25 protein-coding genes are annotated in these 26,773 nt (G+C 68.9%); 19 read left to right on the top strand and 6 right to left on the bottom strand.

The genetic code is table 11. The features are described 5' to 3' along the window. Window positions 1–64: 64 nt before the first annotated feature. The 4 genes from ACWPKK_RS23170 to ACWPKK_RS23155 all read left to right on the top strand — a co-directional run bounded on the left by ACWPKK_RS23170 (window position 65) and on the right by ACWPKK_RS23155 (window position 5,326). Window positions 65–1,549, top strand: a complete 1,485-nt coding sequence (locus tag ACWPKK_RS23170; protein ID WP_452008946.1) for a multicopper oxidase family protein — start codon at window positions 65–67, stop codon at window positions 1,547–1,549. A gap of 199 nt (window positions 1,550–1,748) precedes the next feature. Then, window positions 1,749–3,014: a di-heme oxidoredictase family protein gene (locus ACWPKK_RS23165; RefSeq protein WP_452008944.1), complete on the top strand. Its 1,266-nt coding sequence runs from the start codon at window positions 1,749–1,751 to the stop codon at window positions 3,012–3,014. A 50-nt stretch (window positions 3,015–3,064) separates the two neighbouring features. Beyond that, complete coding sequence (locus tag ACWPKK_RS23160; protein ID WP_452008941.1) at window positions 3,065–4,177, top strand: imelysin family protein; 1,113 nt, start codon at window positions 3,065–3,067, stop codon at window positions 4,175–4,177. Window positions 4,178–4,180: 3 nt separating this feature from the next. Beyond that, window positions 4,181–5,326, top strand: a complete 1,146-nt coding sequence (locus ACWPKK_RS23155) for a DUF1513 domain-containing protein (protein ID WP_452008939.1) — start codon at window positions 4,181–4,183, stop codon at window positions 5,324–5,326. A 143-nt stretch (window positions 5,327–5,469) separates the two neighbouring features. On the opposite strand, the gene fghA is transcribed toward ACWPKK_RS23155, so the two are convergent. Together fghA and ACWPKK_RS23145 are read right to left on the bottom strand one after the other, a co-directional pair. After that, the gene (fghA, locus tag ACWPKK_RS23150; protein WP_452008936.1) at window positions 5,470–6,321 is read right to left on the bottom strand and encodes an S-formylglutathione hydrolase; all 852 of its coding nucleotides are present in this window, start codon (window positions 6,319–6,321) and stop codon (window positions 5,470–5,472) included. Window positions 6,322–6,408: 87 nt separating this feature from the next. After that, window positions 6,409–7,527: an S-(hydroxymethyl)glutathione dehydrogenase/class III alcohol dehydrogenase gene (locus ACWPKK_RS23145; protein WP_324864903.1), complete on the bottom strand. Its 1,119-nt coding sequence runs from the start codon at window positions 7,525–7,527 to the stop codon at window positions 6,409–6,411. A gap of 165 nt (window positions 7,528–7,692) precedes the next feature. Here ACWPKK_RS23145 and ACWPKK_RS23140 point away from each other — a divergent pair, with 165 nt between their 5' ends. Continuing rightward, window positions 7,693–8,592, top strand: a complete 900-nt coding sequence (locus ACWPKK_RS23140; protein ID WP_324864901.1) for a LysR family transcriptional regulator — start codon at window positions 7,693–7,695, stop codon at window positions 8,590–8,592. An 89-nt stretch (window positions 8,593–8,681) separates the two neighbouring features. After that, the gene (locus ACWPKK_RS23135) at window positions 8,682–9,221 is read left to right on the top strand and encodes a hypothetical protein (RefSeq protein ID WP_452008932.1); all 540 of its coding nucleotides are present in this window, start codon (window positions 8,682–8,684) and stop codon (window positions 9,219–9,221) included. Between the two features lie 34 nt (window positions 9,222–9,255). On the opposite strand, the gene ACWPKK_RS23130 is transcribed toward ACWPKK_RS23135, so the two are convergent. Genes ACWPKK_RS23130 through ACWPKK_RS23120 form a run of 3 tightly spaced genes read right to left on the bottom strand, consistent with a single transcriptional unit; the run spans window position 9,256 to window position 12,802 of the window. After that, window positions 9,256–9,855 (bottom strand): PqiC family protein, encoded by a 600-nt coding sequence (locus ACWPKK_RS23130; protein WP_452008930.1) that lies wholly within the window; start codon window positions 9,853–9,855, stop codon window positions 9,256–9,258. Between the two features lie 15 nt (window positions 9,856–9,870). Continuing rightward, window positions 9,871–11,571: a PqiB family protein gene (locus ACWPKK_RS23125; protein WP_452008927.1), complete on the bottom strand. Its 1,701-nt coding sequence runs from the start codon at window positions 11,569–11,571 to the stop codon at window positions 9,871–9,873. Continuing rightward, window positions 11,564–12,802: a paraquat-inducible protein A gene (locus ACWPKK_RS23120; protein WP_452008925.1), complete on the bottom strand. Its 1,239-nt coding sequence runs from the start codon at window positions 12,800–12,802 to the stop codon at window positions 11,564–11,566. The genes ACWPKK_RS23125 and ACWPKK_RS23120 overlap by 8 nt, the downstream gene beginning before the upstream one ends. Window positions 12,803–13,061: 259 nt before the next feature. Here ACWPKK_RS23120 and ACWPKK_RS23115 point away from each other — a divergent pair, with 259 nt between their 5' ends. The 12 genes from ACWPKK_RS23115 (at window position 13,062) to ACWPKK_RS23060 (ending at window position 24,920) form a co-directional block, all read left to right on the top strand. Beyond that, window positions 13,062–13,904 (top strand): GntR family transcriptional regulator, encoded by an 843-nt coding sequence (locus ACWPKK_RS23115; RefSeq protein WP_452008923.1) that lies wholly within the window; start codon window positions 13,062–13,064, stop codon window positions 13,902–13,904. A gap of 66 nt (window positions 13,905–13,970) precedes the next feature. Next, window positions 13,971–14,801, top strand: coding sequence for a transporter substrate-binding domain-containing protein (locus tag ACWPKK_RS23110; RefSeq protein WP_324864890.1), 831 nt, complete (start codon window positions 13,971–13,973; stop codon window positions 14,799–14,801). Between the two features lie 247 nt (window positions 14,802–15,048). After that, window positions 15,049–15,696, top strand: coding sequence for an amino acid ABC transporter permease (locus ACWPKK_RS23105; protein ID WP_324864888.1), 648 nt, complete (start codon window positions 15,049–15,051; stop codon window positions 15,694–15,696). Window positions 15,697–15,700: 4 nt separating this feature from the next. Next, entirely contained in the window at window positions 15,701–16,405 is a 705-nt protein-coding gene (locus ACWPKK_RS23100) for an amino acid ABC transporter permease (protein ID WP_452008919.1), read from the top strand. Next, on the top strand, window positions 16,405–17,232 hold the full coding sequence (locus ACWPKK_RS23095) for an amino acid ABC transporter ATP-binding protein (protein WP_452008917.1): 828 nt from the start codon (window positions 16,405–16,407) through the stop codon (window positions 17,230–17,232). Before ACWPKK_RS23100 ends, ACWPKK_RS23095 begins: the two co-directional genes overlap by 1 nt. A 256-nt stretch (window positions 17,233–17,488) precedes the next feature. Further along, window positions 17,489–18,163: an energy-coupling factor ABC transporter ATP-binding protein gene (locus tag ACWPKK_RS23090; protein ID WP_452008914.1), complete on the top strand. Its 675-nt coding sequence runs from the start codon at window positions 17,489–17,491 to the stop codon at window positions 18,161–18,163. Beyond that, window positions 18,163–18,810, top strand: coding sequence for an energy-coupling factor transporter transmembrane component T family protein (locus ACWPKK_RS23085; RefSeq protein ID WP_452008911.1), 648 nt, complete (start codon window positions 18,163–18,165; stop codon window positions 18,808–18,810). The genes ACWPKK_RS23090 and ACWPKK_RS23085 overlap by 1 nt, the downstream gene beginning before the upstream one ends. Window positions 18,811–18,840: 30 nt before the next feature. Beyond that, window positions 18,841–19,386 carry a biotin transporter BioY gene (locus ACWPKK_RS23080; RefSeq protein ID WP_452009637.1) on the top strand — a complete coding sequence of 182 codons (546 nt, stop codon included), beginning with the start codon at window positions 18,841–18,843 and terminating at the stop codon, window positions 19,384–19,386. 19 nt (window positions 19,387–19,405) lie between these two features. After that, the gene (locus tag ACWPKK_RS23075) at window positions 19,406–20,893 is read left to right on the top strand and encodes a class I adenylate-forming enzyme family protein (protein ID WP_452008909.1); all 1,488 of its coding nucleotides are present in this window, start codon (window positions 19,406–19,408) and stop codon (window positions 20,891–20,893) included. Window positions 20,894–21,056: 163 nt separating this feature from the next. Next, on the top strand, window positions 21,057–22,223 hold the full coding sequence (locus tag ACWPKK_RS23070; protein WP_452008907.1) for a thiolase family protein: 1,167 nt from the start codon (window positions 21,057–21,059) through the stop codon (window positions 22,221–22,223). Next, window positions 22,224–23,459 carry an MFS transporter gene (locus tag ACWPKK_RS23065; protein ID WP_452008905.1) on the top strand — a complete coding sequence of 412 codons (1,236 nt, stop codon included), beginning with the start codon at window positions 22,224–22,226 and terminating at the stop codon, window positions 23,457–23,459. It begins immediately after the preceding gene. A 282-nt stretch (window positions 23,460–23,741) separates the two neighbouring features. Further along, window positions 23,742–24,920 carry a calcium-binding protein gene (locus tag ACWPKK_RS23060; protein ID WP_452008902.1) on the top strand — a complete coding sequence of 393 codons (1,179 nt, stop codon included), beginning with the start codon at window positions 23,742–23,744 and terminating at the stop codon, window positions 24,918–24,920. Between the two features lie 53 nt (window positions 24,921–24,973). Here the strand turns inward: ACWPKK_RS23060 and purT are convergent, their stop codons facing one another. After that, the gene (gene purT, locus ACWPKK_RS23055) at window positions 24,974–26,143 is read right to left on the bottom strand and encodes a formate-dependent phosphoribosylglycinamide formyltransferase (RefSeq protein ID WP_452008899.1); all 1,170 of its coding nucleotides are present in this window, start codon (window positions 26,141–26,143) and stop codon (window positions 24,974–24,976) included. 208 nt (window positions 26,144–26,351) lie between these two features. Between purT and ACWPKK_RS23050 the strand changes: the two genes are divergently transcribed. Then, a complete protein-coding gene (locus tag ACWPKK_RS23050; RefSeq protein ID WP_452008897.1) occupies window positions 26,352–26,768 on the top strand; it encodes a hypothetical protein in 417 nt (138 codons plus the stop codon). The last annotated feature ends 5 nt before the right edge of the window (window positions 26,769–26,773 follow it).

The raw sequence follows: 26,773 nt of genomic DNA, 5'->3' as shown, positions 1-26,773 counted from the left end.
TCCGGCGCGGAAGGGGCGGGGCCGGAGCCGGTCTTTTCCTGCCTGTCGTTTCCGGACCGCCGTCATGCCGCACCGCCTCGCCGCCGCCCTGTCCCGCCGTGCCCTGCTGCGCGCCGGGGGCGCCGCCGTCGCGGCGGTCGCGCTGGGCGGAACGGGAGCCACCGCGCCAACTGCCGGCGCCCTGAAGCCCGGCCTGACCGGGCCGGCGCCGATCACCGCCGCCGGCGATCTGGTCGAGGTCGAGCTGGTCGCGAAGCAGCGCCTTCAGCGCATCCTGCCGGAGCCCGCCGAACCGTCGCCGCTGATCACCTACGCCGACCGCTTTCCCGGTCCGATCATCCGCATGCGCAAGGGCCAGCGGCTGCGCGCCACGCTCGTCAACGAACTGGACGAGCACACCTCGATCCATTGGCACGGCATCCGCCTGCCGAACCTTGAAGACGGCGTGCCCTACCTGACCCAGCCGCCGACCAGGCCCGGCGAGCGCCACGTCTATGAATTCACCCCGCCCGACGCCGGGTCCTTCTTCTTCCATCCCCACTGCAACACGGTGGAGTTGCTGGGCCGCGGTCTTGCCGGCGTGCTGATCGTGGAGGAGCCGGACGCGCCGAAGGTCGACGCCGACATCGTCTGTCTGGTCAAGGATTGGCAGTTGGACAAGACCGGCAGCTTCGGCGCCTTCATCACCGACCGCGGCGCCGCGCGCGCGGGCACATTCGGCAGCGTGTCGACCGTCAACGGCGCCATCGATCCGGTGATCGAGGTTCCCGCCAACGGCGACATCCGCGCCCGGCTCTACAACATCGACAGCACCCGCGTGGTCGATCTGCGGGTGGAGGGGGCGGAGGCCTGGATCATCGCGGTGGACGGCAATCCGCTGCCGCCCCGCCCGCTCGACGGCTGGCCGATGGGACCGGCGATGCGCATCGACGTGCTGTTCCGCGCTCCTGCCAAGGCCGGCCAGACCCTGCGGCTGACCAACGTCTATTCGGCCGAGCCCCGGCCGCTCGCCACTTTCCGCGCCGTCGGTCCTGCGCTGCCCAACAAGCGCTTCAAGCCGCGCGCCCTGCCCGCCTCCGCCATTCCCGAACCGGACCTGAAGGACGCGCCGATCATCCCGATGGCCTTCTCCGCCACCGCGGTTGCACAGAGCTTCGACCCGGCGATCCTGTCCGGCCTGCCCTATGCCGATTCGCTCTGCCTGTCGGAGAAGACCTTCTGGGCGATCAACCAGCAAAGCTGGCCGGAGGGCGGGCACGAGCATCTGCCCCCGCCGCTGGTCACGCTGGAGAAGGGCCGGAGCTACATCTTCGAGTTGGCCAACCTGACGCCGCACCTGCACCCGATCCACATCCACGGCTACACCTTCAAGGTGCTGTCATCCGACGGCCGCGAGGTGGTGCCCCACCATGCCGACACCGTCCTGCTGGAACCGAAGGAACGCCTGCGCGTCGCCATCAAGGCCGACAATCCTGGCGACTGGATGTTCCACTGCCACATCATCGAACACCAGGACACCGGCATGATGGGATACATCCGCGTTGCTTGAGCATCCAATCATCCGCCCGAAATCCCCTCTCCCCCCTGGGGAGAGGGGCAGGGTGAGGGGGCAGCGCGGGCGCCAGCCCGCGCCAGGGGATTGCCAAGGGGCAGAATGCCCCTTGGCGGCGCGCGATGGCGCGCCGGCCCCCTCACCCTCCCCACGCCTGCGGCGCGGGTCCCCCCCCTCTCCCCGGAGGGGCGAGGGTATGTCGCTCCGCGTCGCAGTTGCTGCCACCCTTCTCCTTTTCCTCGCCCCGGCCACGCACGCAGCCGACAGCCTCGACAACCGCATCGGCGAGGCGCTGTTCCGCCGCATGTGGGTGGCGGCGCCCACCGCGACCCAGGCGGCGGATGGTCTCGGTCCGCTCTACAACGCGCGGTCCTGCGCCACCTGCCATCCGCGCGGCGGCGGCGGCCGTCCGCCCGACCCGGCGGTGGAGGCGGACCAGGGCGTCGGCTATGCGATCAAGCTGAACGACGACCCGGTCTATGGCCGGCAGATCCAGGCCAACGCCATCCTCGGACAGGTGATCGAAGGACGTCCCCGCGTCACCTACCGCGAGGAGGTGGTGCGCTTCCCCGACGGCGAAACCGTCCGGCTGCGCCATCCCACGCCGGTCGTCGAGGATCTGGGCTATGGTCCGCTGGCCGAGGCGACGGTGATGTCCGCCCGCGTACCGCCCCGCGTCCATGGCATGGGCCTGCTCGACCGCATCCCGGCCGAGGCGATCGAGGCGGAGGCGGCAAGGCAGGCGGCGTCCGGCGGTCCGGTGGCAGGGCGGGTCAACCATGTGACGGTGGACGGCAAGCGTCAGGTCGGCCGTTTCGGCTGGAAGGCGATGCACCCCACGCTCGACCACCAGGATGCGGAAGCCTTCAGCCTCGACATCGGCATGTCGACCCCGGCCTTTCCTGAACCCTGGGCCGACTGCACCGCGGCGCAGACCGCCTGCCGCAACGCCCCCCACGGCGACTCCAAGCAATTCGAGGGTCTGGAGATCCCGAGCACGGTGATCGGCCTGATCGACGGCTATCTGCGCGACCTGCCGCCCGACGGCAGCTTGGAGGCGTCGAAGGACAAGGCCGGCACCAAGCTGTTCGCCGACACCGGCTGCGCCGCCTGCCACCGCCCGTCCTGGCGCACGGTGGGGGATCCGGCGCACCCTGCCCTGTCCAGCCGCGACATCTTCCCGCACAGCGACATGCTGCTGCATGACCTCGGTCCCGCCCTGGGCGACGCATTGCCGATGGGCGAGGCGCGCGGAAGCGACTGGCGCACCACGCCGCTGTGGGGGCTGAACCGGCTCGCGGCCAAGGACGGCCGGCTTTCGCTGCTGCATGACGGGCGCGCGCGCAGCGTGACCGAAGCCATCCTGTGGCATGGCGGCGAGGCGGAGGGAGCGAAGGAGCGCTTCATGACCCTGCCTGCGGCGGAGCGGAAACGGCTGGTGCGCTACGTGCTGGGTTTGTAAAGGATGGACGGGGTTTCGATCCGCGTAACCGGCAGAAGGGATTTGATCGTATGCGACGCCGCATAGTGCTTGGGCTGATGTCCGCCGCCGCCGTGGCGGCACTGCTGCCCCGGACCCCGGCCTTCGCCGCCCGCCAGTCGGACAAGGACAGCGCCTTCCTGGCCGGCATGGTCCGCACCCATGCCGTTCCCCGCTTCGACGCGCTGGTGACCGCAGCCACCGCCTATGCCGACACGCTCGACCGCTTCGCCGCCGGCCCCAGCGCCGCCGGCTTGGCAGAGGCGCGGACGGCCCACACCCGGGTCACCGATGCCTGGGCCGGCGTGCAGCATCTGCGGCCGGGCCCGCTGACCGTAAACCTGCGGGCCGACCGCCTGTCCTTCTGGCCGGAACGGGCGGGCGTGGTCCAGCGCCAGATCGGCCAGATCCTGCGCGACCAGGATCCGAAGCTGCTGCAGCCGGGGGCGCTGGCCCGCCAGAGCGCGGCCGTGCAGGGCCTGACCGTGCTGGAACGGCTGCTGTTCGACGAGAACGTCACGGTGGAGAGCTTCACCGGCAGCGACGCCAAGCGCTTCCGCGGGCTGCTCGCCGCCGCCGCCGCCCGCAACGTCGTCGCCATCGCGACCGATGCGCGCGACGGCTGGAAGGAACTGGAGGCGCCGCTTGCCGCCGGCCAGGCGACCGTGCTCGGCCCCACCGCGTCGGAGGCCGTGAACACGCTCTACGCCTCCGCCATCACCGCCATGCAGGTCATCATCGACCAGAAGCTGATGGCCCCGCTCGGCACCGGCATCGAGGATGCCAAGCCGACGGTCGTCGAGGCTTTGCGCAGCGGCCGGGCGCTGCGCAACATCGCGCTGAACCTGGAGGGGCTGCGCGCCCTGCTGATGGGCGAGAATGGCGGTCCCGGCTTCGTTTCGCTGCTGCCGCCGGGCGAGGACGGGTCGACCGCCAAGCAGGCGATCGACGAGAGTTTCGCTGCTGCCATCGGCGCGGTGGACGCGGTGCCCGGTCCGCTGAACAAGGCGGTGACCGACCCCGCCGCCCGCAAGAAGGCCGACGGCGCTCTGCGCCTGATCAAGGCGGCGCGGGTGGAGATGCTGGGTACGCTCGCCCCGCAGTTGGACATCACGCTGGGCTTCAACGAACTGGACGGGGACTGACGCATGGCCGGAAAGGGCGCGATGGACCGCCGGAACATCCTCGGCCTGCTCGCCGCTCCGGCATTGGGTGGGCGCCTGCTGGGCGGCGGGCTGCTGGCCATTCTGACCGGCAAGGCCCATGCCGCCGGCAACGGCGCGATCTATCTCAACGCCTATGCCACCGCTGGGGCGGAGCCGCGCTACGGCGTCGCGGCGCTGAATCCCGCCGGCAAGGTGCTGTTCACCACCCCCACCCCCGGCCGCGCCCATGGCATCGTGCCGCGTCCGGGGATGGCCGAGGCGGTGGTCTTCGCCCGCCGGCCCGGCCGCTGGTTCCAGACCCTGTCGCTGACCGATGGCGCCGCCGGTCCGGTGGTGCGGGCGCCGGACGACCGCCGCTTCACCGGCCATGGCGACTATTCCGCCGACGGCCGCACCCTCTATGTCGCCGAGGACGACGTCCCGCGGGAAGAAGGGGCGATCGGTGTCTATGACGCCACCGACAATTACCGCCGCGTCGGCGCCATCCCCACCCACGGGCTGGGGCCGCACGAACTGATCCTGATGCGGGACGGCGCCACGCTGGCGGTCGCCAACGGCGGCGTCATCACCCATCCCGACACCGGCCGGGCCAAGCTGAACCTCGACAGCATGGATGCGTCGCTGACCTATGTGGAGGCGGCGACCGGCAAGCTGCTCGACAAGGTCCGCCTGCCGGAGGAGCACAGCAACCTCGGCATCCGCCACATCGCCCTGCTGGACGATGGCGGCATCGCTTTCGGCACCCAGGACGAGCGGCCCATCGGCATGCTGCAGCCGCTGACCGGCGCCCACCGCCCCGGCAGCGGGGCCGTCCGCCTGTTCGACACGCCGGAGGACGTGCTGTCGCGCATGCAGGGCTATATCGGCAGCGTCGCGTCGGACGGCCGGACCGTCGCCGCCAGTTCGCCGCTGGGCGGGATCATCGGACTGTGGGACGCAGTGAGCGGCGAGTGGCTTGGCTCGACCACGCTGGCAGACGGCTGCGGGCTGGCGCCGAACGGCGAAGGCTATCTGGCGACCAGCGGGCTGGGCGTGATCGAGCCGGTGTCGAACACGGCCACCGCCGGGCCGGAGCACCGGGCGCCGGAGTTCCGCTGGGACAACCACCTGACGCGGCGGGTGGGGTGAGGTTCGGTAGTGCGGAGTTGGACCCCCACCTAACCTCCCCCGCTGGGCGGGGGAGGGACTGCCGTCACTCTCCCGAACGAGCACTTACCCCCTCCCCCGCCCAGCGGGGGAGGGTTGGGGTGGGGGCAATCGAAGCCTGCCACCTACCCCGCCAGCGCCGCCGCATGATGGCGCAGATGGTCCTCGATGAACGTGCTGATGAAGAAATAGCTGTGGTCGTAGCCCGGCTGCATGCGCAGCGTCACCGGGTATCCCACCGCCTCCGCCGCTTCGACCAGCGCCTGCGGCTTCAACTGCGCCTCCAGGAAGCCGTCGCGGTCGCCCTGGTCGATCAGGATCGGCAGCCGCTCCGTCGCCTTGCCGATCAGCGCGCAGGCGTCCCACTCCAGCCAGCGGTCCCGGTCCGGCCCCAGATAGCGGCCGAACGCCTTCTCGCCCCAGGGCACCGCCGCCGGGTTGACGATGGGAGCGAAGGCCGAAACCGCCTTGTAGACGCCGGGATGCTTCAGCGCGCAGACCAGCGCGCCGTGCCCGCCCATCGAATGCCCGGCGATGGAGCGGCGGTCGGTGACCGGGAAGTTCTCCTCGATCAGCGCCGGCAGTTCCCGCGTCACATAGTCGTGCATGCGGTAATGCCCCGCCCACGGCTCCTCCGTCGCATCGACGTAGAAGCCGGCGCCGAGGCCGAAATCCCAGCCGCCGTCGGGATCGCCCGGCACCCCGTCGCCGCGCGGGCTGGTGTCGGGGGCGACGATGGCAAGGCCGAGTTCCGCCGCGACGCGGAAGGCGCCGGCCTTCTGGGTGAAGTTCTCGTCGTTGCAGGTCAGGCCGGACAGCCAATAGAAGACCGGCACCTTGGCGCCGTCCTCCACCTGCGGCGGCAGGAAGATGGCGAAGGTCATGTCGCAATCCACCGCCGCGGACTGGTGCCGCACCCGCTTCAGCCGGCCGCCGAAGACGCGGGTTTCCGACAGGGTGGTGAGGGGGTCGGTCATGGAACTGCCTTTTTGTAAGTCGCTGCCCTGATCGCTCCCTCCCCCGGTGCGGGAGAGGGGAGCGTCGTCATCTTACCGGCCGTCGCCTCACTGGTTGTAGAGGATGACCGAGCGGATGCTCTTGCCCTCATGCATCAGGTCGAAGGCGTGGTTAATGTCTTCCAGCCCCATGGTATGGGTGATGAAGGTGTCCAGCTCGAACTCGCCGCGCAGGTAGCGCTCCACATAGTCCGGCAGCTCCGACCGGCCCTTGACGCCGCCGAAGGCGGACCCGCGCCAGACGCGGCCGGTGACCAGTTGGAACGGACGGGTGGAGATCTCCTCCCCGGCGCCGGCGACGCCGATGATCACCGACTCGCCCCAGCCCTTGTGGCAGCATTCCAGGGCGGCGCGCATGATCTTCACGTTGCCGATGCACTCGAAGCTGTAATCGACGCCGCCGTCGGTCATTTCCACCAGCACTTCCTGGATCGGGCGGTCGTAGTCCATCGGGTTGACGACGTCGGTGGCGCCCAGCTGCTTGGCGATCTCGAACTTCGACGGGTTGATGTCGACGCCGATGATGCGGCTGGCCTTCGCCATGGTGGCGCCGATGATGGCCGACAGGCCGATGCCGCCCAGGCCGAAGATGGCGACGGTCGAGCCCGGCTCCACCTTCGCCGTGTTCATCACCGCGCCCATGCCGGTGGTGACGCCGCAGCCCAGCAGGCAGACCTTCTCAAGCGGCGCCGCCTTGTTGATCTTGGCGAGAGCGATCTCCGGCAGCACCGTGTATTCGGAGAAGGTCGAGGTGCCCATGTAGTGGGCGATCTCCTTGCCCTTCAGGGAGAATCGGCTGGTGCCGTCCGGCATCAGGCCCTTGCCCTGGGTGGCGCGGATCGCCTGGCACAGGTTGGTCTTGCCGGACAGGCAGAATTTGCACTTGCCGCATTCCGGCGTGTAGAGCGGGATCACGTGGTCGCCTACCGCGACGGAGGTGACGCCGGGGCCGACCTCCACCACCACGCCGCCGCCCTCATGGCCGAGGATGCAGGGGAAGACGCCTTCCGAATCCTTGCCGGACAGGGTGTAGGCGTCGGTGTGGCAGACGCCGGTGGCGACGATGCGGACCATCACCTCGCCGGCCTTGGGTGCCGCGACCTCGACCTCCTCGATCTCCAGCGGACGGTTGGCTTCCCAGGCGACGGCGGCGCGCGACAGGACCATGTGGCTTTCCTTCCCGAAAACGGATTGGCCAATGCGGATTGGCATTTGATTACCGCAGTGTAGACCGCGAGCGGTCATTGCCAGAACGGCGATTTTGGGAATAGATTTTTGCCATATGGGGATAATGGCCGGGCGTCCCTGGGAGAAAGCCCTGGGAGAAAGATCATGAGCGGCTGGGACGGCATCGACGAATTCGTGGCGGTGGCCGAAACCGGCAGCTTTTCCCGTGCGGCGGAGCGGCTGCGCGTCTCCTCCTCCCACGTCAGCCGCAGCGTGGCGCGGCTGGAGGACCGGCTGCAGGCCCGCCTGTTCTATCGCACCACCCGCAAGGTCAGCCTGACGGAGAGCGGCCACACTTTCCTCGCCCGCTGCCGACGGCTCGCCGAACAGCGAGACGAGGCCTTCCTGGCGGTGGGTGCGCTCCAGGGCGGCAGAGACGCCGAGGTGAAGGGGATGCTGCGCATGACCTGCTCCACCGCCTATGGCGAGCAGTTCGTCATGCCGCTGATCAACGACCTGATGGAGCGGCACCCGCAGCTCAGCATCGAGGTGGAGTTGACCAACCGGCAGCTCGATCTGGTGCAGGAAGGCTACGATCTGGCGATCCGCCTCGGCCGCCTCAGCGAATCGAGCATGGTGGCGACCCGCATCGCCCCCCGCGTCATGCATCTGTGCGCCGCACCGGACTATCTGGACCGCCACGGCATCCCCGAAAGCTTGGCGAGCCTCGGCACCCACCAATGCCTGATCGGCACGTCGGATCATTGGCTGTTCGACGACAATGGGCAGGACTGGCTCTTCCGTCCGCGTGGCCGCTGGCGCTGCAACAGCGGCTTCTCCGTTCTGGATGCCGCACTGCGCGGATTCGGACTGTGTCAGCTGCCGGATTACTACGTGCGCGAGCCGGTGGCGGACGGGCGGCTGGTTTCCCTGCTGGACCGCCACCGGCCGCCGAACACCGCGGTGTGGGCGGTCTATCCACAGAAGCGCCACGTCCCGCCCAAGGTGCATGCGGCAATCCGGCATCTGAAGGAAGGGCTGGCGCGGCGGGCGGAATATCGTTGAGGGCGGTTTGCCACAATGCAAATGCGAATGACTTGCATTATCATTTGAAACGCCCTACCCTCCGCCTGTTCCCCAAAGCGGAGTTCGCCATGTCCACCATGTCGTCCCATCGCCACGCCATGCCGGCCCGCGAGCGTTTCCAGGATCTGCACGCTGCGGAGGCGCTGGTCGTGTCCGTTCTGCGCCTGTGGGCCGAACTGCTGCGCGAGCCGGACCGCCAGCATCCGCACTGGCAGGACGGCATGACCGCGGCGGGCCTGTCCAACGACGCCGCGGTGGCGTTCGACACGCTGATGCGCATCGTGCTGGCGGCGACCACCCGTCCGCTGGACCTGCACCGGCCGCCCTGCCCGTCGCTCGGCGTCGACGAGGCGCTGCTGCTCGACATGCTGCGGCTTGCCCAGCAGGGGCAGCATGGCGAGGCCGGACTGCTGATGAACGACTGGCTGCCGCTGCCGGGCGTGCGGATGGCGATGGCGCCGCTCTGCGTCCTGGCCTCCGCACTGTCCCGCGCCGGACTGCAGATGCCCGACCCGGCGGCGGAAGACGCGTGGCCCCATCGGACGGCGGTCGAGCGCATGGAGCGTCCCCGCCCGACCGCCGACCGCGGCGCCACCCTGCTTCACTGAAGACACGCCGCTCCGGGAGAGCGCGCCGTCTTTCTCAGCGGCGCACCCCGGCGGCGATGCGGTCGGCGAAGGTGGCGACCGCCTGGCTCATCGCCCGCACCAAGGCATCCGGCTCGGCGCTGGCGGCGGGAATTTCCACCGTCTCGCGCGACGGGCCGCTCTTCCGGGCGCCGCCGGCCTGCGACAGGCTCCATTGCGCGTCGAGTACCACCCGGCCGCTGACGTCGGCATCGAATCGCAGAACGGTGACGGCAAGCACCGCCGTGCCCTCCCCCACCGCGCTGCCGGCCACCGGCAGGACGGTCACGCCCGGCAGGCGCGCCGCCAGATCACCGGCCAGTGTGGAGCGCAGCCCGTCGGCCAGCGGCTCGGCCCAGCGGTCGAACTCCAGCGCCTCGACCCGGTTGCCGTCGATGCGGCGGACGATCTGCGGCCGGTCGACCAGCATCGGCAGGTCCAGCGATCCCAGCGCCAATGTCTGGGGTACGGTGCGGACAGGCTGCGCCGTTGCCGCCGGCGGCACCACCGCCAGCGTGTAGAGCCGGCTCTCCGGCGTCGACTGGCAGGCCGCCAGCACCAGCACGGGCAGCGCCATCGCTGCCGCCCGCCATCCGCGCACCCGTCCCATCGCCATCCCTTCCCCCATCCCCTACGGTCTCTTGCCCCGGATCAGTGCCTCCGGGTGACGTTCCAGATAGTCGGCCAGCACGCGGAAGGACCGCGCGGCGTCGTTCAACTGCCGCATCACCCCCGCCAGATCGGCCTGCCCGCCGCCGCCGCCCAACAAGCCGTTGGCGCTGTTCAGCGTTCCCTGCGCCGCCGTCGCCACCCCGCGCAGGCTCTTCACCAAGTCCGGCAACTGGCGGTCGGCATCGCGCATCAGCGCGTCGGCGCTGCCCAGCGCCTTGGCAAGCGCCGCCAGGGAGCGCGCGAGATCCGGCGAACCGGCGAGGCCGCTGACCGACTGCAGCGTGCCGCGCAGGTCGGCGATCAGCGCGTCCAGCGGCAGCGCGGAGACCTTCTCCATCACCACGCCTGCCGACGCCATGATCGAATCGAGATCGCTGGACGCCACCGTCGGCAGTTCCGACCGTTCGGACCCCGGCGAAGGCGGCACGCCCGGCGCATAGTCGAACGACACCAGCTTCTGCCCGGTCAGCAGGTTTCCGGACGCCAGACGGGCGCGCAGTCCCTTTTCCACCTGGGTGGCAATCAGCTTGCGCACCGCCGCCTCGTCCATCGGCCGGCCATCGACGACGGAATAGGTCCGGGCGACAAGGTCGGGCTCGAAATCGATGTCGACGGGAATGCGCAGTTCCTGCGTCGCCTCGTCATACTCAAGCCGCACCGCCGCCACATGCCCGACCGTCAGCCCGCGCATCAGCACCGGCGCCCCCGCCTGCAGTCCCTGGACCGAACCGGGGAACTCCAGCCGGTAGCGCACGCGCAACCGGTCCCGTGCCGCGGCGGCCGTCGCCTGATCCTCATAGAGGGTGAAGGTCGACCAGTCCTTCGCCTGCTCCCCCGCCTCCGGATCGGGCGGGGTTTCCAGCACCACGCCGCCCAGCGCCAGCGTTTTGAGCGACTCCGTCTGGAACTTGAGACCCTCGGCCCCGGCGGTGAACTGAACGCCCGAGGACCGCCAGAACCGGCTGCCGTCGCGCACCAGCCCCTCGTAGGGCGCGCGGATGAAGATGGAGACCGACACCGTGCGGTCCTGGGGCGACAGGTTGTAGCCCATCACCTCACCCACCTGGACGCCGCGGAAATAGACCGGGGAGCCCTGCGCCAGCGATCCCAGCTGTTCCGCCTTCAAGGAGAAGCTGCGGCCCGGCACGTCGGCGCGGATCACCGGCGGTTCGTCCAGCGCGTCGAACTCGCTCCGGTCCTCGCCGCCGCCGGGTTCCATCTCCACATAGGTGCCGGACACCACGGTGCTCAGCCCCGAGACCCCGCCCAGGCTGAGGCGCGGCGCCACCACCCAGAAGCGGGTCCCCTCCTTCAGGTGGCGGCCGGCGGTGCGGTCCATGCGGGCGGTGGCGATCACCTGGGACAGGTCGTCGGACAGGCGGACCGACTCGATCACGCCGAGATCGACGTTCTTGTGCTTGATGCGAGTCCGCCCCGCCTCCAGCCCGTCGCCGGACTGGAAGGTGATGACGATCTGCGGGCCGCGGTCCTCCAGCCAGCGCCAGCCGAGCCAGCCGGCGATCAGCGCCGCCACCAGCGGCAGCAGCCACAGGAAGGACAGCCTGCGGCGCGTCGACACCTCGACCTCCGGCGGGTGCGAGGGCGGGGGCGGCGGAGCGGCGGAAGAGGCGGAAGGCGGGGGCTGGCCGGCGTCAGTCATGCCGCACCCCGTCCGCCCGGTCCCACATCACGCGCGGGTCGAAGACGTGGCTTGCCAGCATGGTCAGGATGACCACGGCGGCGAAGGCGATCGCGCCGGAATCGGCGCGGACGGAGGCGACGGCGCCGAACTGCACCAGTGCCGTGAGGATGGCGATCATGAATACGTCCACATTGGACCAGCGCCCGATGGCGTCGATGAAGCGGTAGAGCCGGGTCCGTCCCTGCAGCCGAGCGGCCGATCCGCGCCAAGCGGCAACGACGAACCACGCCAACCCGCCCAGCTTCAGCAGCGGCACGGCGATGCTGGCGACGAAGACCAGCAGGGCCAGCGGCCACATGCCGGACCCCGCCAGTTCTCCCACCCCGCCCAGGATCGTGCTGGGGTCGCCCTGGCCGAAATTGACGACGGTCATCACCGGCAGCAGGTTGGCCGGGACGTAGAGGATTGCACTGGTCGCCACCAGCGCCGTGGTGCGCCCCAGGCTGTCGGGTTCCCGCTCATGCATGCGGCTGCCGCAGCGGGTACAGCGGTGCGGTGCGGGCTCATGGTCATGGCCGTGGACCCGCTGGCAGACCGGGCAGGCGACCCAGCGCTGTGGGGACGGTGAAGGATCTGCAGGCACATGGTCGATGGCCGACCACAGCGCCCGGCGGTCGAGCCCCTGGTCCATCGCGGTGATCGCCAGCACATAGCCGCCGAGCGCCAGCCCACCGGTCAGCAGTTCCGCATTGGCGAATCCGTACAGCTTGGAATAGCCGACCAGCAGGCCGAGCAGGAAGACGTCCAGCATCGCCCAGGGGCGCAGGGACTCGGTCAAGGCGAACAGCCGGGCGGTCGAACGCGGCGATTCCGGCGGGCGTCCCCCGTGCAGGCGAAGCAGCACGGCGATCACCCCCACCACGCGGACCACCGGCGCACCCAGCACCAGCAGCCCGACCAGCAGCGACAGCGGCCACATCCCCTGGTCGGCCAGCGCCTCCAACCCGGTGGTGACCAGACCGGCGCGGTCGTTGCCCTGGATATGCACCGCCATCAGCGGATTGACGGCGATCAGTCCCAGCAGCAGCAGCGCGGTCAACGCCATCGGCAGGGCATGATGCACCCCGCCCGTCACATGCCGGTACAGCAGCGCGCCGCACCGGGTGCAGACGGCCCGGCCACCGCGGGGCAACTCTCGGACACGGTGAAGCCGCCCGCAATCCGGACAGCCGATCAGATCGTCCCGCACGGTTGCCAGATGTCCACTCAACCCGACCTTGCCCTGCCATCCCCACATGCACGCGCCCAAACCGATTTTAATGCAAATCCCACACTCCAATTGGCTTTTTCAGGCAGTTGCGCAAGCCCCGGCGAACGGGGTAGGCGGTTTTCCGCCGCATTGCAGCAATACCGGCTGACTGACCGGGAATTGGCGATTGACCGTAAGATTATGTACATACATTATCGCGGAAACGTCACATCGCGGCGCGGAGAGCGGGGTGCAGGGGGTGGCACGGCAAGGCCTGACCGGACAGGACCGCGTTGGCGGACCGGCACCCACGCCGGCCGGCGCCCCGCGGGATGACCTTTCCCCCAACGGCCTCTCACTCGACGGCCTCACCCTCGACGGCCGCGGCGCGCTGTTCGACCAGATCAAGCGCGCCGTTGCCGGCCAGATCCTGCGGGGCCGCTGGCAGGCCGGGCAACGCCTGCCCAACGAGGCGGAGTTGTCGAGCCTCTATGGCGTCTCCCGCCAGACGGTTCACAAGGCCATCGCATTGCTGGCGCGGGAGGGATTCCTCGTCCGCCGCCGCCGTGCCGGGACCTTCGTCGCCACCGGGCGCCGCGACCGCTTCGCCCTGCCCATCGAGGACATCGGCGACGTCGTCGCGCGGGAGGGCCGTGTTTACGAGTTCCGCATCCGCGAACGCAAGAGCCTTCGTAACGGACAGGGCATCCGCTGGCCCGACCTGCCCGACGGTGCGCCGATCCTGGCGCTGGAGTGCCTGCATTTCAGCGACGGAACGCCGATCCAGCATGAGCGACGTCTCGTCAATCTCGACGCCGTTCCGGAAGTGGCGGAGGAATCGTTCGACAGCGTGGCGCCCAGCCGTTGGCTGGTCGACCGGGTTCCCTGGTCGTCGGCCGACCACACGGTGCGCGCGGTCAACGCCACGGCGGAGATGGCGGCGCTGCTGGGGGTGGAGGCCGGAGCGGCCTGCCTGTCGATCCGGCGGCAGACCATGCATCTCAGCCGGCCGGTGACGCTGGTACATTTCCTCTCGGTCGGCGACCGGTTCAGCCTCAGCGGATCGTCGATCACCGACAGCGCGACCGAGTTGAATTTGTAAACACAAAAGGACCGGCTACAGTCGGCCGGCCACGACAGGGGACCACTCACGATGGAGAGCAAGGGTATGGTTCGGACGATGTTCAAGGCGGCGCTGCTGGGCGCCACTCTGCTGGTAACCGGTGCCGCGGCCGGCTCGGCGATGGCCGACACGCTGGCCGACGTGAAGAAGGCCGGTGTCCTCACCGTCGCCACCGAGATGCAGTTCCCGCCCTTCGACTTCCTGGAGAACAACGAATACAAGGGCGTCGATCGCGACCTGATCGACGAGGTGGCGAAGGAGCTGGGCGTCAAGGCCAAGCACATCGACCTGCCCTGGACCAGCGTCCTGCCCGGCCTGGAAGCCAAGAAGTTCGATCTGGTCATCGCCCCGGTGACGATCACGAAGGAGCGCATGAAGCGCTACGCCTTCACCGTTCCGATCTCCGAGGCGACCGCCGCGATGATGAAGCGCGCCGACGACAAGAGCATCAACAAGCCGGAGGACATCGCCGGCAAGAAGGTCGGCGGCGGCAAGGGCACCTCGCAGCTGGCCCAGGTCAAGGAATTCGGCCAGACCCTGCCGACCCCGCCGGACGTGCGCGAGTATGTCGACAGCAACCAGTCCTACGCCGATCTGGCCGCGGGCCGCATCGATGCGTCGGTCAATTCGCTGCCGAACCTCGCCTTCGCCGCCGCCCAGCGCAAGGAGACCTTCGCCGTCGTCCTGCCGCCCTTCGGCAAGCCCTCCTACTTCTCGTGGGTCGGCCGCCTCAGCGACGACGACAAGAGCCTGATCGAGGCGGTGAACGCCGCCCTCGTGAAGATCCAGAAGGACGGCCGCATGGCGACCATCCAGAAGAAGTGGTTCGGCGTTTCGCAGGAACTGCCGACCACCGTTCCGGAACCGCAGCTGTAAGGGATGCGGTTCACTCCCTCTCCCCCGCTCACGCGGAAACTTCGTTTGCGCTGACGCGACAGGCGGACCATTGGTCCGCCGAAAGCGGGGAGAGGGTCGGGGTGAGGGGGACGCGGGGTGTGGCTTTGCAAGGATGCGGAGCGCTGCACGCCCCCAACCTCCACCCCATGCATCCCCCTCACCCTAACCCTCTCCCCGGGGGGGAGAGGGGATTAGGTTCCGGTATTCCGCCGACGAAGGCCCATCAATGAAGTTCAGCGTCATCATCGACGCCCTTCCCCATCTGTTGGGGGCGGCCGTCACGACCGTATGGGTCTCGCTGCTCGGCGTGCTGCTGGGACAGGTGATCGGCTTGGTCGTCTGCGTGGCGCGGCAGTCCGGCGGCCGTGCGGCGGACATGGCCGGCGGCGTCTATGTCAGTTTCTTCCGCGGCGTGCCGCTGCTGATCCAGCTTCTGCTGATCTACTACATGCTGCCGCTGATCGGCATCGACGTGCCGCCGCTGGTCGCCTCCATCGCCGCGCTCGGCCTCGCATCGGGCGCCTATGTGTCGGAGATCTACCGCGGCGCGCTGAACGCCGTCCCGCACGGACAGTCGGAAGCGGCGCTGGCGCTGGGCTTCCCCGGATCGGCGATCTGGACGCGCATCCTGCTGCCGCAGGCCTTCCGCATCTCGGTGCCGGCCCTGGTCAACGAACTGATCCTGCTGCTGAAGGCGTCCTCGCTGATCTCCGTCGTCGGGGTGGCGGAGCTGACGCGGACCAGCCAGACCATTTCTGCCGCCAACTACCGCCCGCTCGAGATTTATCTCGCGGCCGGCGTCATCTATCTGGCGATCAACGGCGCGCTTGCCCTGTTCGGCACGCTGGTCGAACGCCGCCTGCAACAGGCCTGATCCGATGTTGGACCTCTCCCTTCTCGTCCAGTACGGCCCGGCGCTGCTGCGCGGCTTCGGCGTCACCATCCTGTGCTGGGGCGCCGGCTGCCTGATCGGCATGGTGCTGGGCTTCGTCCTGATGCTGCTGCGCCAAATCCCGGTGAAGCCGCTGCGCTGGGTCATCCGCGCCTATATCGAGGTGATCCGCGGCACACCCTTCCTGATCCAGCTGTTCCTGCTCTACAGCGGCGGCCCGTCCATCGGCCTGCGGCTGGAGGCGACGGCGGCCGGCATCCTCGGCCTCGGCATCTACGGCAGCGCCTATTTCGCCGAGATCTTCCGCGCCGGCTATCAGGCGGTGCCGAAGGGGCAGGTGGAGGCCGCGCTCAGCCTCGGCATGTCCTACGGCTCGATCCTGCGCCGGGTGATCGTGCCGGCAATGCTGGTGTCCACCATTCCGGCCATCGTCAACATGATGGCGATCCTGACCAAGGAGACGGTGGTGCTGTCGATCATCACCGTGCCGGAACTCATGTACGAGATGCAGACGATGGCGGCGGAAACCTTCGCCACCTTCGAGACCATCGTCGGCATGGCGCTGTTCTACTGGCTGCTGGTGGAGGTGGTGTCGCGCCTGGGCCGCCGGCTGGAAGCCCGCGTCACCCGTTTCCTGACCCATGCGTCGCCGCAGGGCTCCTCGACCCAGACCGCAACCGCGAGGGCGTGATGACCACCATTTCCGAAACCGCCTCCTCGCCCCGTTCCGCCACCGCCGGGGATGCCGCGCCGATGGTCACCATCCGCGGCGTCAGCAAGAGCTTCGGCACCAACGAGGTGCTGCGCGACATCGACCTGACCGTCAACAAGTCGGAGGTCGTCTGCCTGATCGGCCCCAGCGGGTCGGGAAAGAGCACGCTGCTGCGCTGCGTCAACTTCCTGGAGGTCTACGACCGCGGCGAAATCCGCATCGAAGGCAAGCTGGTCGGCTACACCGAAGGCACGCCGCGCCGCCGCCTGTCGAACCGCGACCTGCGGGAACTGCGGCGCAACGTCGGCATGGTGTTCCAGCAGTTCAACCTGTGGCCCCACATGACGGCGCTGGAGAATGTGGCCGAAGCCCTGGTGCAGGTCCGCGGCATGGACAAGGCCGCGGCAGCCGCCCATGCCCGCCGGATGCTGGACCGCGTCGGTCTGTCCGCCAAGACCGACAGCTATCCCGCCCGCCTGTCGGGCGGCCAGCAGCAGCGCGTGGCAATCGCCCGCGTCATCGCGATGGAACCCCATCTGATGCTGTTCGACGAGCCGACCTCGGCCCTCGACCCCGAACTGGTGGGCGAGGTGCTGCAGGTCATGCGCGATCTTGCCGCCGACGGCATGACCATGGTGGTGGTGACGCACGAGATGGGCTTCGCCGCCAACGTCGCCGACAAGGTGGCCTTCCTCGACCACGGCCGCATCGCCGCCTTCGGCACCCCGCGCGAGGTCTTCCACGAATCCACGGAACCGCGGGTGCAGCAGTTCCTGCAGACGTATCACGAGCGGAACAGCTTCTAAGTTCTTGCAGTGCACCACCTGGCATTGCCCCCTCCCTTCCCATGCTGACGCATGGGCCCCTCCCCTCCCCCGCTTCGCGGGAGAGGGTGGATTTGCGTTATAGCGGCAGTCCCCTCTCCCGCGGAGCGGGGGAGGGTTAGGGAGGGGGCATAAGTTGCGAATTTGGCAACTTCCCCCCTGGCACGCGCTTCATATACTCGCTAAGAACCTTTCGCATGCGCAACAGAACTGCAACGCGAAAGCTCGTCCCCCGTCGATGATCGAACTCCGGTCAGTCACCCACGCCTATGGCGACCGTCCCGTCCTGCACGACCAGTCGCTGCGGCTGGCGGAGCGGCGCATCGCCATTCTCGGCGGCAATGGGTCGGGGAAGAGCACGCTGGCGCGGCTGCTGAACGGGCTGATCGTACCGACCGCCGGCAACGTTACCGTCGATGGATTGGACACCCGCACCGAAGGCCGGGCCGTGCGCCAGCGGGTGGGGTTCGTCTTCCAGAATCCAGACACCCAGATCGTCTATCCGACGGTCGAAGAGGACATCGCCTTCGGGCTGAAGGCGCGCAAGCTGCCGAAGGACGAGATCGCCCGCCGCGTCGCCGGGGCGCTGGAGCGCTACGGCCTCGACCGCTACCGCCACCAGCCGGCCCACCAGATGAGCGGCGGCGAGAAGCAACTGCTGGCCATCGCCGGGGTGCTGGTGCTGGAACCGGCTTATGTGATCTTCGACGAGCCGACAACCCTGCTCGACCTGCGCAACCGCCGCAAGGTGATCGAACTGCTGCGCGGACTGCCGCAGACGGTGATCGTCGTCACCCACGACCTCGACATGGTGAAGGACTTCGACCGGGCGCTGGTGCTGGAGGATGGCCGCGTCGTGGCGGATGGGCCGCCGGCGGAGACCGTGCCGGCCTACATCGAGCGGCTCGGCTGATGCTGGGGCTCTACCTGCATCGGGAGTCGGCCATCCACCGCCTGCCGGCGGGGGCGAAGCTGGGCGGGCTGCTGCTGGTGACCATCATCGTGCTGGCGCTGCCCGGTGCCTGGGGAGCATTGGCCGCCGGGTTGGCCGGGGCGACGGTGCTGGTCGCCGCGAAGCTGCCCATCGGGCGGGTGCTGAAGGAGTTGCGGGCGCCGGTCGTCATGCTGACCCTGCTGTTCGGCTTCCAGTCCCTGCTGGCCGGCGGCGGGTGGGAGGAGACGGCGGTCGCCATCGCCCGTTTCGCCGCCCTGATCCTGCTGGCGACCCTGGTCACGCTGACCACCCGCGTCATGGACATGGTCGACCTGTTCGAGCGGCTGTTCGGCCTGCTGCGCCCGGTCGGGGTCAACCCGGCCAAGATGGCGCTGATGCTGGCCTTGACCATCCGCTTCATCCCCCTGCTGGGCGAGCAGGTGCGCGAGGTGCGGATGGCCCAGCGCGCCCGCGGCGTCGAGCGCAACATAGCCGCCCTGTTCGTTCCGCTGCTGGTCAAGATCCTCACCATGGCCGATGATCTGACCGCCGCATTGGAAGCACGCGGCTACGATCCGGCGGACTCCGGATCACAAGCCGCAACAAAAAACAGTACACAACGATAACGTCACCATCCGAAGGAAGCGTCCGCAATGCTGTCCACCCGCGACCTCGTCCTCTGTGCCCTGTTCGCCGCCCTGCTGGGCGGGCTCGGCATGGCGCCGCCGATCCCGCTCGGTTTCCTGCCGGTGCCGGTCACCGCGCAGACGCTGGGCGTCATGCTGGCCGGCACCATCCTGGGCGCCAAGCGCGGCGGCATCGCCGCCCTGCTGTTCGTTCTGCTGGTTGCCGCCGGATTGCCGCTGCTGGCCGGCGGGCGTGGCGGCATCGGCGTGCTGATGGGGCCGACCGGCGGTTTCGTGCTGTCCTGGCCGGTGGCCGCCTTCGTCACCGGCTGGCTGGCGGAGCGCTTCGCCACCAACGCCAACCCGATCCGCCTGTTCGCGGTCAGCGTCGTCGGCGGCATCCTTGTCGTCTATGCCGGCGGCATTCCCTGGCTGTGGCTGGTCGCCGGCCTGCCGGTCGAGAAGGCCGTCTTCGGCTCGCTCGCCTTCGTGCCGGGCGACCTGATCAAGGCCGGCATCGCCGCGGTGGCCGCGGCGGGCGTCCGCCGGGCCGGCATCCTGCCGATTCATGCCTGAGAGTATGGCGCCTGAGAGAATGGCGCCTGACCGATCGTCATCGAGCGGCGGCATCACCGGGGCGGACAACCTCGCACGCCCATTCGCGCTCGCGGCCGGGCGCACGCCCGGCCATCCCGCCCTGGTGTTCGATGGCGTGGCGGTGTCCTACGCCGCCCTGCTGGAGCAGGTACGGCGGGCAGGCTCCGGGGTAGCGGCCCTGCGGACGGACGGTGCATCGCCGCGCGTGGCGCTCAGCCTCGGCAACCGTGCGGAGCTTCCGGCCCTGTTCTTCGGCATCGTCGCGGCCGGTGGCATCGTCGGGCTGCTCGATCCGAAATGGAGCGCGGCGCAGACCGCTGCCGCACTCGATACCTTCCAGCCGGACCTGCACCTGACGACGGAGACCGCGGCCGCGTGGATCGCCGCACAGCCGGCGGGCTGGAGCATTCCGGCGGTCGACCCGAGGACGCCTTTTCTGGTCGGCTTCACCTCCGGCACCACCGGGCGGCCGAAGGCTTTCATCCGCAACCAGGGGTCATGGCTGGCGACGCTGGAGGCGAGCCGGGTGGAGTTCGGCATCGGGTCCGACGATGTCGTGCTGGTGCCGGGGCCGCTGGTCCATGGCCTCGGCCTCTACGGCGCGGTGGAAGGGCTGTCGGTCGGCGCCACGATCCGGGTGCAGCCGAAATTCGACGGGGCGGACGCGGCGGCGCAGTTGGCGGAGCGGGGTGTCACCACGCTGGTGCTGGTGCCGACGATGCTGGTCGGCATTCTCGACGCGGCGGAACGCGACGGCCGGCACTTCCCCGCCCTGCGCCGGGTGGTCTGCTCCGGCGCCAAACTGGCGCCCGCCGTGCATGACCGGCTGGCGGCGCTGTGCCCCGATGCCGCGGTGCTGGAATATTATGGCGCGTCGGAACTGAGCTTCGTCAGCCTGCGCTCGTCGCACGAGGGCGCTCCGGCGGACAGCGTCGGCCGCCCCTTCCATGGGGTGGAGCTGAGCCTGCGCGACGATGACGGCAACCCGGTGGAGCGCGGCCGGCCCGGTACCGTCTGGGTGCGGAGCGGCATGCTCAGCGACGGCTATCTCGGCACCACCGACGGCGCCGGATATCGCGAGCGGGACGGCTGGGGCACGGTCGGCGATTACGGCTGGATCGACGGCGAGGGCTGGCTGCGGCTGGTCGGACGCGCCGGCGACATGGTCATCACCGGTGGCCTGAACGTCTATCCGGCGGAGGTGGAAGCGATCTTGCGCGCCCATCCCGCGGTTGCGGAGGCGGTGGTGTTCGGCCTGCCCGATCCCTATTGGGGCGACGCCCTGTCCGCAGTGGTCTGGTGGCGCGGACGTAGCCGCGCATCACTGGCGGACCTGCGCATCTGGTGCCAGGAGCGGCTGGAGGCCTACAAGGCACCGCGGCGGGTGTTCGCGGCGGCCGACATGCCCCTGACCGGGAGTGGCAAGATCGCCCGCACCGATGTCCGCGAACGGGCGAAGGGCGGTGGGCTGGAGGTGGTGGAGTAATGGCCGTGAACGCACCTCCCCGCTCCGGCGCCAAGCCCCTTCTCCCCCCTGGGGAGAAGGTTGGGATGAGGGGGTTCGGCGCAGCCGAAAAAATCCTCGATATGCCTCCCCCTCACCCTGACCCTCTCCCCGGGGGGGAGAGGGAAACTGAGCGGGGCAGCGCATGACCCACCCGATCATCGTCGCCGCGCGTCGCACCCCGGTCGGCCGCATCGGCGGCGTCCTGCGCGAACTGCCCGTGGAGGATCTCGCCGCACCGGTGATCCGCGCAGTGCTTGCCGATACCGGAATCGGGCTGGCGGAGGTGGACGAGGTGCTGCTGGGCAATGCGGTCGGACCCGGCGGCAATGTCGCGCGGCTGTCGGCATTGGCGGCCGGCCTGCCGGTTTCGGTGCCGGGCGTGACGGTGGACCGTCAATGCGGGTCCGGGCTGGAGGCGATCAACCTCGCTGCCCGGTTGGTGCAGTCCGGCGCCTGCGACGTCGTGCTGGCTGGCGGGGTGGAGAGCACCAGCACCGCTCCCTGGCGCGTCGCCAAGCCATCCAGCCTCTACCGCAGCCCGACCTTCTACGACCGCGCGCGCTTCGCCCCCGACGAGATCGGCGACCCGTCGATGATCGAAGCGGCGGAGAATGTCGCCGCCGTCTACGGAATCGACCGCGCCCGGCAGGATCGCCATGCCCTGGACAGCCACCGCAAGGCGGTCGCCTCCCAGGCGACCGGACGGTTCGAGCGCGAGATCGTGCCGCTCACCCTGCGCGACGGCCGCATCGTCGATCGCGACGAGTGCCCGCGCGCCGACACCAGCCTCGAAAAGCTGGCGGCGTTGCGCCCCATCCTGCGGCCGGACGGCACCGTCACCGCCGGTAACGCCTGCCCGGTCAATGACGGCGCCGCCTTGGTGGCGGTGGTGTCGGAGCGGAAGTTCCGCGAGCTTGGCCTGACCCAAGGGCTGGCGGTGGTGGACAGCGTAGCGGCCGGCGTGGACCCGAATCTGCTCGGCACCGGCCCGGTTCCGGCGGTGGCCAAGCTGCTGGCCCGCAATCCCGGCCTGTCGGCTGCCGACATCGACCTGATCGAGTTCAACGAGGCCTTCGCCGCCCAGGTGCTGGCCAGCCTCGACGCGCTGGGCATCGACCAGTCCCGCGTTTCGGTCGGCGGCGGCGCGCTGGCGCTCGGCCATCCCTATGGTGCGTCGGGAGCCATCCTGGTGACGCGCCTCTTCACCGAGCTGCTGTTCCCCGCGGCGGGCATGTCACCCCGCCGGGGGCTCGCCACGCTCGGCATCGGCGGCGGGCTGGGGCTCGCCACACTTCTGGAGCCAGTTTGAATGACCACTGCCCCCGCGGCCGGGGATAGTTTCCGGTCCGCCTTCCGTCACCGTGCCTTCGCCCTGTTCTGGTGCGCGCGGGTTTGTTCGATGCTGGCGATCCAGATGCAGGTGGTGGCGGTCGGCTGGCAGGTCTACGCCATGACCGACAACCCGCTCGACCTCGGGCTGGTCGGGCTGTTCCAATTCCTGCCCACCCTGGCGCTGGTCCTGGTGGCCGGCCATGTGGTGGACAACAACGACCGCAAGACGGTGCTGTTCGGCGCCCTGTCCGTCGAAATGGCCGCGGTCGCCGCCCTGTTCCTGCTGACCATGGCGGGCGCGCTGTCGCCGCACGCGATCTTCGCCGTGGTGGCGCTGATCGGCCTCGCCAAGTCCTTTGAGGGACCCGCCAACCAGGCGATCCTGTCGGCGACGGTGCCGCTGGAGGATCTGCCCAACGCCGTCGCCTGGCAATCGTCGGGGGTGCAGGTGGCGCAAATCTCCGGCCCTGCGCTGGGCGGCCTGCTCTACATCGCCGGCCCGGCAGCGGTCTATGGCGTCAGCACGGCGATGCTGGTGCTGTCGGTCCTGCTGATCGCCGCCTGCCGGCCCCGCCCGGTCACCATGACCAAGCGCGCCATGAGCCTGCCGAGCATGCTGGCCGGCGCCGCCTTCATCCGCAGCCGGCCGGAGATCCTGGGCGCCATCTCGCTCGACCTGTTCGCGGTGCTGCTGGGCGGCGCGACAGCGCTGCTGCCGATCTATGCCCGAGATGTGCTGTTCGTCGGGCCATGGGGACTTGGCCTGCTGCGCTCCGCGCCAGCCCTGGGGGCGCTCGCCATGGCGATGGTCATCACCCGCTGGGGCGTGAAGCGCCATGCCGGACGCTGGATGCTGGTCGCCGTCGCCGGGTTCGGCGTCGCCACCATCGCCTTCGGCCTGTCGACCGATCCGGTGCTGTCCTTCATCGCCCTGCTGGCGGTCGGCGCCACCGACCAGGTCAGCATGTTCGTCCGCCAGACGCTGATCCAGTTGTCCACCCCCGACGAGATGCGCGGCCGGGTCGGCGCAGTCACCTCGCTGTTCATCGGCGCCTCGAACCAGCTGGGCGAGTTCGAATCCGGCAGTGTCGCCGCGATGATCGGCGCGGTGCCGGCGGTGGTGCTGGGCGGCGTCGGTGCGGTCGGGCTGGCCGGACTGTGGGCGGCGATGTTCCCGGCGCTGCGGCGGGTGGACAGGCTGCTGGGGCGGTAGCGGCATTGTGCTGCGGGAATTGCCGCAGGCATATGACGATAAGGACGGCTGCTCAACCCTAGACTTTCCTCGGTCCGAAAGTTATACTTAAGGCTGCATCAAACGCGCAACATTCCCCACCCGCCCGCGGAATGGAAAGGGAGTGTTGCCGCCGAGCCGCCAATTCGCAGGTAGAGCCCACCCGCCAGCGATCATATTCTCCGCCTACGGATGAATAATCGCTAAATCGGACAATGGACGCTGACCAGATTTCGGCATTGGACAGTCGGAAAAGGATTTGAGATGAGTACTGTTGTCGCAAATGTGGCCGTCAACCTGTCAGGAAGCAATGACACCGCTGGGATTGTCTACGATAACTTCTATCTTGTTGCGCAAAGCTCGTCACAGATTACTTTTCGGTATACGCTGAACAACACTCCGGTGATGGACATCACGGTTGGGGGCGTTCTGAATGTAACCGATTACAATATTTCGGGCAGGATAACGTCCATCACGGCGACCCAGCCGAACGGCACGCTTCTGGTTTCGTTCAGCAATACCAGCATCGGCTTTTCCAGCGTCTACAGCCTTGCAAGCGCTCTGACCACACAGTCGATGCTGTCGGGCAACGACCAGATCTTCGGCTCGGCTCAGTCAGATATTCTGTATGGCCACTCGGGCAACGACTACATCGCCGGTGGCGGCGGCGATGATCTCATCAGCGGCGGGTATGGGACCGACTTCATCGACGGCGGCGAAGGCGCGGACACCGTCATCAGCAGCCAGTACTACACTGCAGACAAACTCGTCGCCTTCAACGGGGCGGTAGCCGTTCTCGACCGCAGCAACGGCTCCGACCTGCTGACGAACGTCGAGTACATCCGCTTCTATGACCGCACGGTGGCATCCTCCAGCGCCGCGGGTTTCAATGCCCTGGGCTATCTGGCGTCCAACCGCGATCTGGCTGCCGCGCTCGGCGCCAACGAGTCGGGGGCTTTCGACCATTATGTCCAGAGCGGCTACAGCGAAGGCCGCTCCACCAGCTTCAATGCAGTTGGGTATCTGGCCGCGAACCGGGATCTTGCCGCAGCCTTCGGGACGAACACCGTCGCCGCGACCCGGCATTATATCACCAGCGGGCGGTTGGAAGGGCGAAGCACATCATTCAACGCCATGGGCTATATCGCAGCCAACCCCGACCTGATCCGGGCATTCGGCAACGATACCACGGCGGCGGCCCTCCATTATGCCACCACCGGGCGGTTGGAAGGACGGTCGACGACCTTCAATACTGCGGCCTATCTGTCCCGCAACCCCGATCTTCAGCGTGTGCTGGGCAGCAGCGAAACGGCGGCAATCTCCCACTATGTAGCATTCGGCTATCGCGAAGGCCGCTCGACCGCACCGCTGACCACCAGCGGCCGGGCAGCGCCCCTGATCGAAACGAACACCCTGTCCGGATCGCTCGCCACCTCTGTCTGACAAGGCCGCCGCGGGCGAGGAACCGTCTCCCGCCCGCGGCGCGGCACAGCCAATCACGAATACCGGATCGTCACCTTGTCCGCAGCCTGCTTGGCCCGCGCCCGCGCGTCGTCGGTGTCGGTGCCGGTCGCCAGCGCCACGCCCATGCGGCGGTTCTTGCGGGTGGTCGGCTTGCCGAACAGGCGGACATCGACCTCCTGCTCCACCGAACCGAGGCCCAGCGCATCGGCCAGCCCCTCGATGCGGAAATCCTCGGATTCGCGGTCGGCCAGGATGACGGCGGAGGCCGAGGGGCTGCGGCAGACGATGCTGGGGATCGGCAGGCCCAGGATGGCGCGGGCGTGCAGTTCGAATTCCGACAGGTTCTGCGACAGCAGGGTAACCATGCCGGTGTCGTGCGGGCGCGGCGACAGTTCGGAGAAGACGACCTCGTCAGCCGTCACGAAGAACTCGACGCCGAAGATGCCGTAACCGCCGAGATTGTCGACAACGCGGGCCGCCATCGCCTTGGCATCGTCCAGCATCGCCTGCGGCATGGCAACCGGCTGCCAGGATTCCTGGTAGTCGCCGCGCTCCTGCCGGTGGCCGATCGGCTCGCAATAGAGGATGCCGTCGCGGGTGCGGACGGTCAGCAGCGTGATCTCGTATTCGAAGGGGACGAATTCCTCGACGATCACCTTGCGGCGGTCGCCGCGCATGTTCGCCACCGCATAGTCCCAGGCGGCTTCCAGACCGGCGGCGTCCTGCACCGTGCTCTGCCCCTTGCCCGACGACGACATCACCGGCTTGATGACGCAGGGGAAACCGGTGTGCTCCGCCCCGGCGCGGACTTCGTCCAGGCTTTCGGCATAACGGTAGCGCGAGGTGCGCAGCCCGAGTTCCGTTGCGGCGACCTCGCGGATGCGGTCGCGGTTCATCGTCATGGTGGCGGCGCGGGCCGACGGCACCACGGTGGTGCCGGCATCCTCGAACTCGTGCAGCACCTCGGTGCGGATCGCCTCCACCTCCGGCACGATGAAGTCGGGGCGATGCTTGGCGATGGCGGCGCGCAGGGCGTCGGCGTCGAGCATGGAGAACACCTCTGCCCGGTCGGCGACCTGCATCGCCGGGGCGTTGGCGTAGCTGTCGCAGGCGATGACCTCGCATCCCAGCCGCTTTGCGGCGATGACGAATTCCTTGCCCAGCTCACCGGAGCCGAGCAGCAGGATCCTGGCGGTGAACATCCACGCACTCCCCATATTGGCGACAGCAGGCCGACCATAGGGCTTCATCCCGGCCGGGCCAAGCCCCGTGGTGAGCACCCGGGCATGCCTTCAGGACAGCGAAAGCCGGGAAGGACAAATATTTCTAAAAAGAAATTATAATGGTACTGGATGAAAAACTCCGCCTGTGTGTTCATACATGAAAGTACCCGTATGCTGGGAGGCGGCGATGGAAAAGACGGTGCGGCGCGGTGTCTTCGGCGGCAGGACGGTGTTGGCCGCTTGCCTTGCGGTGTCGCTGGCCCTGCCGGGCTGCGCCGGCAACGGGAACGGAAACGACGACATGACGGGCGCCCTGCTGCTCGGCGCCGCGGTGGTCGGGCTGGGCGTCCTGGCGGCGACGGCCGGCGACGACGACGATGACCGGGAATACGAGCGCGACCGGCGCCACCACCGCCGTGGCGGCTACGACGACGGCTATCATTACGGTAATGGGCATTACGGCGGACGCGGCCGGGACGGCTACAGCCGCTATGCCGGCAACGGCCAGTGCGACGACGGGCGCTACCGCACCTCCAACGGCGGCCGGGCGTCGTCCGGCACCGACGAGTGGGACTGCCGCCGGTTCGGCGACGGGCGGAAGTGACCCGG

This window comes from Azospirillum largimobile (assembly GCF_977007025.2).
Note: the sequence above shows the minus strand (reverse complement) of the source record. Positions and strands in the feature narration are given on the sequence as shown.

Coding starts and splice junctions, on each gene's coding strand:
- ACWPKK_RS23170 (WP_452008946.1), top strand. CDS start 65: ATGCCGCACCGCCTCGCCGCCGCCCTGTCCCGCCGTGCCCTGCTGCGC.
- ACWPKK_RS23165 (WP_452008944.1), top strand. CDS start 1,749: ATGTCGCTCCGCGTCGCAGTTGCTGCCACCCTTCTCCTTTTCCTCGCC.
- ACWPKK_RS23160 (WP_452008941.1), top strand. CDS start 3,065: ATGCGACGCCGCATAGTGCTTGGGCTGATGTCCGCCGCCGCCGTGGCG.
- ACWPKK_RS23155 (WP_452008939.1), top strand. CDS start 4,181: ATGGCCGGAAAGGGCGCGATGGACCGCCGGAACATCCTCGGCCTGCTC.
- fghA (WP_452008936.1), bottom strand. CDS start 6,321: ATGACCGACCCCCTCACCACCCTGTCGGAAACCCGCGTCTTCGGCGGC.
- ACWPKK_RS23145 (WP_324864903.1), bottom strand. CDS start 7,527: ATGGTCCTGTCGCGCGCCGCCGTCGCCTGGGAAGCCAACCGTCCGCTG.
- ACWPKK_RS23140 (WP_324864901.1), top strand. CDS start 7,693: ATGAGCGGCTGGGACGGCATCGACGAATTCGTGGCGGTGGCCGAAACC.
- ACWPKK_RS23135 (WP_452008932.1), top strand. CDS start 8,682: ATGTCCACCATGTCGTCCCATCGCCACGCCATGCCGGCCCGCGAGCGT.
- ACWPKK_RS23130 (WP_452008930.1), bottom strand. CDS start 9,855: ATGGCGATGGGACGGGTGCGCGGATGGCGGGCGGCAGCGATGGCGCTG.
- ACWPKK_RS23125 (WP_452008927.1), bottom strand. CDS start 11,571: ATGACTGACGCCGGCCAGCCCCCGCCTTCCGCCTCTTCCGCCGCTCCG.
- ACWPKK_RS23110 (WP_324864890.1), top strand. CDS start 13,971: ATGGTTCGGACGATGTTCAAGGCGGCGCTGCTGGGCGCCACTCTGCTG.
- ACWPKK_RS23105 (WP_324864888.1), top strand. CDS start 15,049: ATGAAGTTCAGCGTCATCATCGACGCCCTTCCCCATCTGTTGGGGGCG.
- ACWPKK_RS23100 (WP_452008919.1), top strand. CDS start 15,701: ATGTTGGACCTCTCCCTTCTCGTCCAGTACGGCCCGGCGCTGCTGCGC.
- ACWPKK_RS23095 (WP_452008917.1), top strand. CDS start 16,405: ATGACCACCATTTCCGAAACCGCCTCCTCGCCCCGTTCCGCCACCGCC.
- ACWPKK_RS23090 (WP_452008914.1), top strand. CDS start 17,489: ATGATCGAACTCCGGTCAGTCACCCACGCCTATGGCGACCGTCCCGTC.
- ACWPKK_RS23085 (WP_452008911.1), top strand. CDS start 18,163: ATGCTGGGGCTCTACCTGCATCGGGAGTCGGCCATCCACCGCCTGCCG.
- ACWPKK_RS23075 (WP_452008909.1), top strand. CDS start 19,406: ATGGCGCCTGACCGATCGTCATCGAGCGGCGGCATCACCGGGGCGGAC.
- ACWPKK_RS23070 (WP_452008907.1), top strand. CDS start 21,057: ATGACCCACCCGATCATCGTCGCCGCGCGTCGCACCCCGGTCGGCCGC.
- ACWPKK_RS23065 (WP_452008905.1), top strand. CDS start 22,224: ATGACCACTGCCCCCGCGGCCGGGGATAGTTTCCGGTCCGCCTTCCGT.
- ACWPKK_RS23060 (WP_452008902.1), top strand. CDS start 23,742: ATGAGTACTGTTGTCGCAAATGTGGCCGTCAACCTGTCAGGAAGCAAT.
- purT (WP_452008899.1), bottom strand. CDS start 26,143: ATGTTCACCGCCAGGATCCTGCTGCTCGGCTCCGGTGAGCTGGGCAAG.
- ACWPKK_RS23050 (WP_452008897.1), top strand. CDS start 26,352: ATGGAAAAGACGGTGCGGCGCGGTGTCTTCGGCGGCAGGACGGTGTTG.